The 11,431-nt window shown below is 65.0% G+C and carries 4 protein-coding genes; 2 read left to right on the plus strand and 2 right to left on the minus strand.

All coding sequences use genetic code 11. The annotated features are described in order from the left end of the window. Window positions 1–110: 110 nt before the first annotated feature. Window positions 111–2,990: a M16 family metallopeptidase gene (locus VGE27_RS18080; protein WP_331051081.1), complete on the minus strand. Its 2,880-nt coding sequence runs from the start codon at window positions 2,988–2,990 to the stop codon at window positions 111–113. Between the two features lie 107 nt (window positions 2,991–3,097). Then, window positions 3,098–5,206, minus strand: coding sequence for an ATP-dependent helicase (locus VGE27_RS18085; protein ID WP_331051082.1), 2,109 nt, complete (start codon window positions 5,204–5,206; stop codon window positions 3,098–3,100). 756 nt (window positions 5,207–5,962) lie between these two features. Between VGE27_RS18085 and VGE27_RS18090 the strand changes: the two genes are divergently transcribed. Both VGE27_RS18090 and VGE27_RS18095 read left to right on the plus strand, forming a co-directional pair. Next, a complete protein-coding gene (locus tag VGE27_RS18090; RefSeq protein ID WP_331051083.1) occupies window positions 5,963–10,972 on the plus strand; it encodes an Ig-like domain-containing protein in 5,010 nt (1,669 codons plus the stop codon). A 225-nt stretch (window positions 10,973–11,197) separates the two neighbouring features. Then, the coding region (locus VGE27_RS18095) for a hypothetical protein (protein ID WP_331051084.1) at window positions 11,198–11,431 on the plus strand (234 nt) is incomplete at its 3' end.

Genomic DNA, 11,431 nt, shown 5'->3' on the forward strand with positions numbered 1-11,431 from the left:
GCGCGGAAACAACAGGATACTGCAACAACAACTTTGAAGTTGTTTGATCCATGTTGTTTCCGCGCGTTTCTGCGTGATCCGTGGCAAAGCAGTTCAGCGATGCCTGAGCATTACGGAGACTTTTCCGGCAGCAGCACAAACCGCGCCCGATTGGTCTCGACGAGGTACTTCCTGGCCGCTGCTGCGAGCTTGTCGGCGGTCAGTCCGCCGATGCGTGCTTCGTCTTCGATCGGGCCATCGAGCGGATCGCCATTCTCGACGCGTCCGCGGATCATGTTGAGCCAGTAGCCGTTTTGCTTCTTGGCCACTTCGAGTTCGCGTCGCTGCTGTTCGCGGACACGTTCCACTTCGGCGGTCGACGGCGGCACGCGACGCAGCGAGTCGAGCTCCTGCTCCACGGCCTTGAACATCTGGTCGGCGTTGTCCGGCGCCGAACCATAGCTGATCGCGATCTGCCACTCCTGGCGGAGTCGGCGTGAGAACGCGGTGTTCACCGACACCGAGTAGGTCCCACCCAGCGCCTCACGCAGCCGGTCGAGCAGGCGCATCTCCAGCACCTCGCCCACTGACGAGAGCATGTAGGCCTCTTCACGTGACCAGGGTGCCGTGCCGGCCAGCAGCACCGCCGTCTGACTCTGCGGTGCGATGCCCTTGCGCACCGTCTTGTCGATAACGCCTGTGAACTGCTTGGGGCCCACGTCGCGCGGTTTTTCCGTGCGGCCAGTGGTCGGCAGCGCCCCCAGCCACTGCTCTACCAGCGGCTTGAGCGTCACCGGGTCGATGTTGCCGACAAACAGGAAGGTGAACTCGCTGGCGTCGCTGAAGCGATCCCGGTAGATCGCGGCCATCTCGCCGAGGTTGAGCTCACCCAGCATGTCGAGCGTGAGTGGGCGCGCACGCGGATGACCGTTCGCCAACGTGACCTGCACGGTATCCGAGAACACGGCACCGGGGTTGGCGTCCTTGTTGCGCAACGCCGTTTCAATGGGCGGCAGCAGCGCCTGGAAGGCGGCGCTGTCGACGCGAGGCGCCGTCATGCGCAGCCAGGTCAGTTGCAACAGCGTCTCGAGATCCTGCGGAGACGCGCGGCCTGAGAGATTCTCACTGAGGTCGCCAATGCTCGTATTCACGGCAGCCACCTTGCCGGTGAGCTTCTTCGACAGATCGGTGAGCGAGAACGCGCCGACCCCGCCGCGCTCGATCACGGTGGGAGTGAGAGACGTCTTGAAGACATCCTTGTCCGCCACGAGACTCGCGCCACCCGGGCTCCAGGCGCTCATCACGATCTGGTCGGCATTGAAGTCGGTGGGCTTCACCAGCACACGCACGCCATTCGAGAGCGTCCAATCGGTAACGCCAAGTGACGCGATGGTCTTCTCGCTCACTACCTTGCCGGCCGTGGGCGCCTTGGTGACGAGTTCCTCGTCGCTCACGGTCTCCACCCACGGCTTGATATCCGCAGCCACGAGCGTGCCGAACACGCGTCGCACTTCGGCCTCCGTGGGCACCGAAAGGCCTTCCTTGTCCGGCACGGTCACCGTCACCACCCGGTTGGCCGCACCGCTGCGGTTCTGGGCGAGTGCGTTGACCTCGGCCAGCGTGATGCCAGGCAACAGCTTTTGCACGGCCGCGTATTCGAACGCGATCCCGGGAATACCATCGCCAACCAGGTAGTGATTCACGTACTCGTCGACGAAACCACCGGAAGCGGACTTGTCCCGCTCCGCATAGGCGCGCTCGTAGCCGCGCAGCATATTGATGCGCGAACGATCGAGTTCCGCGGCGAGAAAGCCATGACGCTGCACGCGTTCGGCTTCAGTGAGAATGGCCTGCAGTGACTCGATGACTTTCCCCTCGCGGGCATTGGCATCGAGTGACGAATACGCACTGCCGCGCACAAAAGCGCCGCTGCTCGCACCGGCACCTACGAATGGGGCGTCGGCCTTCAGCGCGAGCTCACGAAAGCGCTGGTTGATCATGCCATCGTACAACTCGTCCAGCAGACTGTTGCGCAGGTCGCCCACCGTGCGCGTCGCCTTGCCCGGTCGCTTCCAGAGCACACCCACATTCGATGACGTGAGCTCCTTGTCTGTCGCGATGGTCACCAGCGTGGAGTCGTGCGCCGGCACGGTGGCTACCGTGCGCGGGCGCGGCGACGGCCGACGCGGGATGCTGGCGAAGGTGGTGCGAATGAGACGCTCGAGGCGCGCAGGATCGGCATCGCCAACGGCCACGACGGCCATGAGGTCGGGACGGTACCAGTCGCGCCAGAAGCGCTTGAGCGGCGCCGGCGTGGCGCCTTCGATGATCTCCGGCTTGCCAATGGGCAACCGTTCTGCGTATCGCGAACCACGGAAGATCACGGGGAACTGCTTGTCACGCAGACGCTCACCCACGCCGAGCCCATCACGCCATTCGGAGAGCACCACGCCGCGTTCGGCTACCACTTCAGCGGAGTCGAACTTGATGCCGTTCGCCACGTCGCCCAGAAAGCGAAAGCTGCGCTCGAGAATGCCCGCGCTGTCGGTGGGCACCGGTAGGATGTAGATGGTCTCGTCGAAGCCGGTGTAGGCATTCAGGTCGGCACCAAAACGCACGCCGATCGACTCGAGGTACTTCACGATGTCGTTCTTCGCGAAGTTGGTCGTGCCGTTGAACGCCATGTGCTCCACGAAGTGCGCGAGGCCGCGCTGGTCTTCGTCTTCGAGAATGGAGCCGGCATTGACGACGAGGCGCAGTTCGGCGCGCTGTTCCGGCTTGGCGTTGCGCCGGATGTAGTAGCGAATGCCGTTGGGCAGCGTGCCGACGCGCACGGCCGGATCTACCGGGAGCGCTGCCGTGAGCGCGAAGGAGTCACGTGGTGCCGCGGGTCGTGCGGTGGCACGCGCGGGAGTCGGCCTGGTCTGCGTGGCTTGCGCGTTGGACGCGACAGGGGCTGCGGCGAGGAACGCAGCCGCGAGGGATGTTGCCCGGAGCAGGATGCGGTTCATTGAACGGGCGTGAAAAGGATCAAAGGGTTGCCTGCCGGCGCTGCGCGCGAAAACAGCAGGAATTGAAGGGACAGAAGGGGCGTTGCCTTGGGCTGCGGGGCGAAGTGCTATCCGCCGAAGCGTCCACGCAGGAGCGCGCGGAGGTCCACCACCTGCTCCACAGGGGCGAGCGAATGTTCTCCCCGCAGCATGGGGGTTTCTGGCACATCACCCAGCGTCACGCGTTGCATGGTCTGGCGCACCCCCGGGTCGAGAAAGCGGGAGAGCTGCGTATACGAAAAGTCGGCGCCCGTACGTGTGGCATAGCTGTGCAACGGATACACCACGTACAGGTCGTTACGGGCGCGGGTGAGCGCCACGTACAGCAGGCGGCGTTCCTCTTCGATCTGTGCATCGTCCACGGCCGCACGGGCCATCGGAAACACGCCGTCCGATGCATGGATGACGAACACGGCGTCCCATTCCTTACCCTTGGCCGAGTGCACCGTGGACAAAATGAGCGCGTCGTCTTCATCCGTGCTGCCGATGGCGAGGTCCTGGGTATTCGACGGTGGTTCGAGCGCGAGCGCGGCGAGAAACTCCGTGCGGTCCGTGTAGCCGGCGGCGATGATTTCCAACTGATCGAGATCGGCCAGTCGTGGCGGAGCGTCGTCGTACGTCGCCTCGAGCAGCGGGTCGTACAACTGACGCACGAGGCGGATCGTTTCCGATGGGTTATGTGGCCGGTCGGCGCGCTCCACGCGTAACATGCCGTCGAACAGCGCCGCCATCGCCTGCATGCCGGGCTTGGCACGCGCCGGTGCCTTCACCGCACCGATGGCTATCGGTGACCAGCCGTGCTGATTCAGCATCTCGATGGCATTGCGCGCCGTGGCGTCGCCTACACCGGGCAAGAGCCGCAGCAGGCGATACCAACTGACCTCGTCACGCGGGTTCTCCAACACGCGTACGAATGCGAGGATATCCTTGATATGCGCCGCTTCGAGGAACTTGAGGCCGCCCCACTTCTCATAGGGGATACGGCGGTTGGCCAGTTCGATCTCGAGGTCTGCCGACAAATAGCCGGCACGAAACAGCACGGCCATCTCGCGCAGTGGAGTGCCCTGCTCGTGCAGCTCCAGCAACCGGTCCACGACGAAGGCCGTCTGCGCTGATTCGTCGCGCACAGTGACCAGCCATGGGCGCTCACCATCGGTGCGCGCGGTGAACAGCTGCTTGGAGTAGCGCTCCATGCTGCGCGAGATCAACACGTTCGTTGTGTCGAGAATGTTCGGCGTGGACCGATAGTTCTGCTCGAGCGTGACGATGCGCGTGCCGGGAAACTCGTGCGGGAAATCGAGGATGTTACGAATGGTCGCGCCGCGGAAGGCATAGATGCTCTGGGCATCATCGCCAACCACGGTGATATGGCCATTCGTGCACAACCCACGCAGGATGCGCGACTGCAGCGGGTTGGTGTCCTGGTATTCATCCACCAGCACGTGGTCGTACAGCGCGCGAATCTGTTCGGCGATGGGCGGCGCCTGCTCGAGCAGCAGCGCCCACGACAGCAGTAGGTCGTCGTAGTCGAGCAGGTTGCGTTCACTCTTGCGACGGATGTAGTCGCCGAAACAGCGCTCGATGTCCCCGGTCCACGATAGAAAGTGCGGCCATTGCTCACTCAATAGATCGGCAACGGGGCGATCCGTATTGATGTGCCGTGAATAGATCGACACCAGCGTCTCGGCGCGCGGAAAACGCGGCGCGGAGCGGGGAGCGTTCTTGAGGTCGCCGTAGCCGAGTGCGGAGCGGGCGAGCCCCATGAGATCGCCAGCGTCGCTTTGGTCGAGGATGGTGAAGTCGGCGGGCAGCCCCGCGGACGGGCCAAAGCGGCGGAGGAGCCGGTGAGCAACCCCGTGGAAGGTGCCGCCTTGCACGGACTGGGAGGCGGGACCCACGAGCCGCTCGCAGCGGGAGAGCATTTCCTGGGCGGACCGTCGGGTGAAGGTCAGCAGAAGGATGCGGTGCGGGGGAACGCCTCTACGGATAAGCGCCGCGACTCGGTGGATAAGGGTGCGGGTCTTCCCGGAGCCGGCACCGGCGACAATGAGCAGGGGGGAGTCGCCGTGGTTGGCGGCTTCGGTCTGAGCGGGATTGAGGGCCGGCTCCGCGGATCCGGTGATGGTGGCGGGTTTGGGGGGCTGGGTAGTCAGGTGGATGCGGGGCGGCTCAGACATGAGACGGAAACTACGGGGGAACGACGGGGGCTGGGACTACGGGGGCTGGAACTACGGAAGCTGGGAGGACGGGAGCTGGAACGACGGGAGCTGGAACCACGGGTTTGAAACGGGTGGGCCGGGGGTGTGACGGAAAGGGGAGAGGGGCGTCATTGCCCTCAGTACCGTACGGATGAGCGGGAATACGGGGCATCGCGGTTGCCTGACCCCTGATCCCTCCTCGCGAAAACAATCCCCGGGCGCCTTGCCCGGCCGGTTTCTCCCCATGGCCGGGTGTTTTGGTGTGGAAAACTGGAAGTTCCGGGTTCAAGATCGCATCTTTGTGACGACCATTACAGGACTCATGGGGGCCACCGGCTTGACCGTGTTGCCGGTCACCCCTAGTTTCTGCGCTTGCTATTGTCGCGAGGAGTGTGTGCGTCACCCTATCCCAGAGTGACGGGCGCACTGTTCCCGACGGTAGGGCAGGTGTTGGGCTCATGCTCGGCGGAGCTTGGACCGTCCGGATGTGAGAGTGGGAACGTCATCGCGCGGGTTTCCCGCATGGTGACGGGCAGGATTTAACGGGCATCGCGGAATTCGCATGACCATGAGCTCCCATCGGCCGCTCCCCGGTTCGAGTTCAGGTTCTCTGTGAAGGCACGTGGATGGGACTCGGCCAAGGGTGGCCGTTGTCTACCTCAGCAGGACGTTGTCGCCGGATCACCCGACCCCGTCGACGGCAGCTACCTCCACTACCTCGCAAGAGGGGGATGAATGCAACTCTTTTCTCGGAAGAAGGCGTTTGTTGCCTTGAGCCTCGGTGCCCTCGTGGCACTCGGTGCTTGCGGTGACGACGTCACGGTGACGGAGCAACCGACACCGGAAATCGTGTCCATCACGCCGCCAAGCGCCAACATGAATGTTGGCGAGTCGCTGAATTTCTCGGTGACGATCACGGGCGGTAACGCGACCACCCCGCCGACGCTGCAGAGCTGCACGTCGAGCAACCCCGCCGTTGCGACGGCGACGGCCGCTGCACCGGCTTGCCGCGTGACGGCCGTGGCTGCGGGTAACGTGACGATCACGGCCCTGACGACTGGCGGCAAGCAGGCGTCGGCGTCGGTGACGGTCGCGGCCCCGCAGGCTGCAATCGGTCAGCTGACGGTTTCGCCGAGCACGGCGAGCCTGGCAGTGAACCAGACGGTTACGCTGGTCCCGAACGTCAACAAGGCGGCGGCGGCGGTTGCGCTGACGCAGGCCTTCACCTCGTCCAACACGGCCATCGCGACGGTTAACGCGACGGGTGTGGTGACGGCCGTGGCGCCTGGCGTTGCGACCATCACGGTCTCGGTGACGGGCACGGGCACGGGCTACACCACCACGACGCTGACGACCGCGGCGACGGTGACGGTGACGTCGCTGCCCTCGGGCATCACGTCGCTGAACGTGCAGCCGACGACGCTGGTGATGGGTCTTGGCACGACGGCGCAGCTGACCGCTTCGGCGCAGCAGCCGGCCGGTGCGGCTGCGGCGACGATCACCTACGGCACGACGGTTCCGTCGGTCGCCACGGTGAACACCACCACGGGCCTCGTGACGGCGGTTGCGCCGGGTACGGCCGTGATCACGGTGACGGCCACGTCGGCCGCCAACACCAACTTCGCGGCTTCGACGCTGACGCAGCTGGTGCCGGTGACGGTTTCGCCGTCGGCGAACGTCACGATCCAGACGATCACGCAGGGTCCGGTGGCTACGTCGTACTCGACGTCGTCGGGTGCGGAAGGCCTCGTGACCTCGGCCAACGCCCAGGTCAACCAGCCGGTCGACATCACGAACGTCCGTGACCAGATCCAGGTGGTGCTGAACCTCCAGCCGAACGGCCAGCGCGTCGACTCGGTGGTTGTGTTCATCGCCAACGCGGATGGCACGAACCGCCGTCCGGCGGCCCGCCAGCTCTACTCGAACGGCACGGCGAACCAGGGTGACATCACGCTGTTCGTGAACACCGCTGACTTCACGGCGAACTTCGAGACGGGCGCGGCTGACGTCTTCTACCCGAACGGCCAGAAGCTCATCTCGGCCTCGGTGTTCACCACGCAGGGCACGACGGCCATCGAACAGCAGAACGCTGTGAACAACCGTCAGACGGTGAACTTCAACAATCTCGACGGCTACGCTGCTCGCTACACCAGCCCGTCGCGTTCCGCCATCCACGCCACGAACAACCTCACGTACTGGGGTGGTCCGGGCGCTGAAGGCACCGGCTCGTACGCCATTGTCCCGGTCTTCTACACCCCGGGTCGTGTGGTTACGCGCATCGATATCGGCCTCCGTGAAGGCCTGAACGGCTCCTCGGCCATCTGCGTGCAGGGCGGCCAGCAGGATCGCACGTTCGCCCTTGGTGTTTCGAACGTCGACCCCATCCGCACGGGTGAAGGCACGAGCTTCGAGCGCTACACGGCGCTGCCGTTCAACGGCACGTACAACAGCGAAGTCGGTCGTATCACGGCTTCGACGGCCAACACGTACACGAACTACACGACGGCCGCGAACAAGGTCATCGAGTGCCGTGGCTACTCCGCACCGGCTTCGGATGCCGCGAACTTCGTGGGCGTCATCGCTGGTACGGACAACTACAACAACCCGGCGCCGGTCGTGACCCGCGTCGACGGTTACCGTTTCTCTGCGCAGGTCGCGCGTATCGTGGCGAACCGCCTCGACTACGCTGGCCCGTCGACTGTTGAACCGGACATCCGTCGCACGGCTCCGGCCCAGTCGAACAACGTGAACAACGCGATCTGGGCGGCTCCGGCCGTGACGGGTTGGGTGAACGCGGCGTTCAACTTCCAGTCGCAGACGGCGGCTTCGACGGACGCCGGCATCGGCCTCCCGGCGACGACGTCGCGTGCGTGGCGCTTCTTTGGTTGCGCCGCGGGCACGGGTGGCACGGCCGCCGCGATCGACACCGCCTCCGCGGCGATGCCGAACACGACGGGTGCTGACATCCCGGAATGCTCGAGCGACAATCAGGGTGGTTGGAACCCGGCCGCTACGGCTGCTGGTGCGTACAACCTGAAGACCCGTGGACCGTACACGGTCGGCTACACGGAAACCGACATCCTCGGCAACCCGAGCTTCTCGCCGCTCTCGCAGCGCCTCGGCGTTGACAAGACGGCTCCGCTCATCCGTTTCTCGGCCGCTTCGGCCGCGGATACGGCGTGGGGCAACGTTACGCGTAGCTTGCAGGCAGAAGTCATCGACGAACGTGGCGGTTTCATCGATTCGAACGACCAGGACGCTGTCCTGCGCGTGAACGCTTCGACGACGTACCTGCTGCAGCCGTCGAACTTCGGCTCGTTCCAGCACTTCGCGACGCGTGGTGCCTCGAGCGCGAACCCGCAGACGCTTGATCGTGCCAGCACGAACAACGTGAACTGCATCAATCCGAACAGCTTGACGGCGATGAACACCTCGACGACCAATCCGTTCGGCAACACCACGTCGACCGCCAACGGCGGCACGAACCCGATCACGAACCCGTCCTGCCCGTTCATCAACCAGGGCAACAACGGCGCCACGATCGGCATCTTCGGCGCGCTGGCTGACGGCTACCGTCAGGCGACGGCCGTGACGTTCGGCACGGCTGGTATCTACTCGTACCGCGCTCGCGTCTTCGACCGCGCCGGTAACGTGTCGACCGTCCTTGCCCGTTCGGCTGCTGTGGACAACGGTGCGGTCCCGACGTTCGGCGACCTCAACGTGCCGGCCTCGATCGTGGCGGCTGCGGCTCCGGTGTTCGGCGCCCAGATCAGCGACGACGTGGAAGCGCGTGCGTTCAACCTCAGCCTCCTGTGGCCGACGGTTGGCAACCGCTTCATCTACCCGCAGACGCTCCTGAACGCGCGCTTCAACGACGAAGTCGTGACGCCGTTCGCGGGTAACCTGTCGCTCCCGACGGGTGCTCCGTTCATCACGGCTCTTGAAACGACGACGGGTGCGGTGCCGGCCTTCTCGTCGGCTCCGGCCGCCCTGACGAACATCACGAACATCGTGGGCACTGGCTTCGACGTGAACAACGCTGCGTCGGCCCCGTACACCACGTCGTTCGGCGCAGTCTCGCTCGCCAACCTGTCGTCCATCTCGGGCGTCAACGGCAGCTCGACGGCCAACTCCTACGTGTCGTGGCAGGTGCTCAACACGCAGGCGTCGCTGCAGCCTGGCTTCCTGGCCCCCGCGGGTCTGAAGGCTCAGCTGACGGGTAACACCAACGTGCCGAACCCGCCGTTCAGCCGCGTTGAGTTCTTCCGTCTGAACGCGGTCTCGGGCAACTACGAGTACCTCGGTCAGGCGCTGGCTCCGGCCCAGTCGGACCAGGGTGTGACGCGCTTCTGGACGTGGACGCTCACGCAGGATGCGTACGCCAAGACGCCGACGGCGCTTGAGACGACGCAGCGTCAGGTTGCGGTTGGTGATGTGATCATCGCCATCGGTGTCCGTGCGAACGGCGCCGGTCTGTCGACGAACCCGGCTGGTACGCCGATCGGCGGCGCTGCGATCAACCTCGTGGTCAACGGCCTCCCGGCCGGTGCCGCGGCGAACGTGACGTTCACCAACGGCGCGGGCTTCCTGCTCACCGCCACGGCGGCTGGCACGTACGTGATCCCGGACAACGTGGTTGGCACGACGCTGTTCGCCTCGGTTGCGAACACGACGTTCAACAACCAGCAGTACGCTGGCACGTCGGCTCCGGCCTCGGCGGTTGCCGCTGCGGGTCTGAACACCTTCACGGTGACGTACGCTCTGGCTTCGACGAACATCCCGGTTGCGGTCTCGGGTGGCGTTGGCACGGTCAACCTCCCGGTGAACATCGCCGGTGTGGCCCCGGTCGTGTACAACATCACGGGTCTGCAGCAGGCGACGGGCACGACGCAGACGTACACGGTTCCGCAGGCTGGCCAGTACAATGTGACCGGCACGGCCGGCACGTACGGCACGTCGGCTGGCTTCGTGAACGGCTTCGCGTACACGGTGGCTGCCCCGGCGACCAGCACGGTTGCTCAGGGTGTGGCTACGCCGACGGTGAACCTAGTGTACACCAACACCACGCCGTACGTCCGCCTGACTGTGGCGGGCGCTCCGGCGGCCGGCGCGAACGTCAGCACCACCTGCGTGGGTGACGGTGCCGTGGCCACCACGGCCAACATCGTTGACCGCACGATCACGGCCAGCGGCGCCAACGTCTGCACGACGACGGCCCAGCCGGTCCTGAGCGGTGGCACCTGGTACATCCCGACGGTGTCGGGCACGGCTGCTGCGGCGACCAACGGTGCGAACTCCACCACGGTCACGTACACGGCTGTTGCCCCGCGCATCCGCGTGACCACCAGCTCCATCGGTGGCGCACCGAACAACCTCCCGGCTGGCGTGCCGTTCACGGTGCGTGTGACGGGTGGCTCGTACTCGACCAACCCGCAGGGCTACACGGACTTCCCGGCTGTTTCGGGTACGCCGCTCGACATCACGATCGTGTCGGGTACGGCCTACAACGTGTCCGTGCCGCGTCAGATCTCGCTGTCCTCGCAGCTGTGGCAGATCGCTGCCGCGGGTGATGTGACGGCGGCGGGCGGCCTGGCGGTCGGTGGTACGAACAACGTCATCGTGGTCTCGGGCACGGCTGCCTCGGGCAACGCGGTGGTCCAGAACATGGTCGCCAGCGGCTCGCCGACGGTGGCTTCGGACCTGCAGATGACGGTCAACTTCGGCTTCACCGGCCCGATCCCCTGATGAAGGGGTAGGACTGGCCTAGCCAGAGTTGAAACAGGCGGGGGGTACCTTCGGGTGCCCCCCGTTTGTTTTCCCCTCAGTCCATTCGGATCTCCGTTCTCTTTGCTGGAACTGGAACACATGGGCTTCGCAAGCGTACCCTAGCCCACTATGTTTGAGGGCTGTGCGCTGTGGCCCTCCGCGCACGTGACGCGATCATTTCACGACCACCGCCCGTCTCGACATATGAAGCCTGCTCTCGTTCGCTCTGTTCTCGTGTTCACCGCGACCGTCACCCTCACTGTGATGGCCGCCTGCGGCCCCTCCGACATGGTCGGCAAGGAGAAGCTCTCGCCGGTCAAGGAAGGCATGACCCTCCAGGAAGTGGATGGCGTCATCGGCAAGGGGCCTCTCGATCCGATGCAGCCGGGCGACTCGCTCCGTCTGCACAATGGCTTCCGTACTCAGGTCTTCCTGGTG

It is taken from the genome of Gemmatimonas sp., from assembly GCF_036405635.1.
Taxonomy (GTDB): Bacteria; Gemmatimonadota; Gemmatimonadetes; order Gemmatimonadales; family Gemmatimonadaceae; genus Gemmatimonas.

Bases quoted from the DNA above. Each gene is read 5' to 3' on its own strand.
- VGE27_RS18080 (WP_331051081.1), bottom strand. From the start codon at position 2,990: ATGAACCGCATCCTGCTCCGGGCAACATCCCTCGCGGCTGCGTTCCTC.
- VGE27_RS18085 (WP_331051082.1), bottom strand. From the start codon at position 5,206: ATGTCTGAGCCGCCCCGCATCCACCTGACTACCCAGCCCCCCAAACCC.
- VGE27_RS18090 (WP_331051083.1), top strand. From the start codon at position 5,963: ATGCAACTCTTTTCTCGGAAGAAGGCGTTTGTTGCCTTGAGCCTCGGT.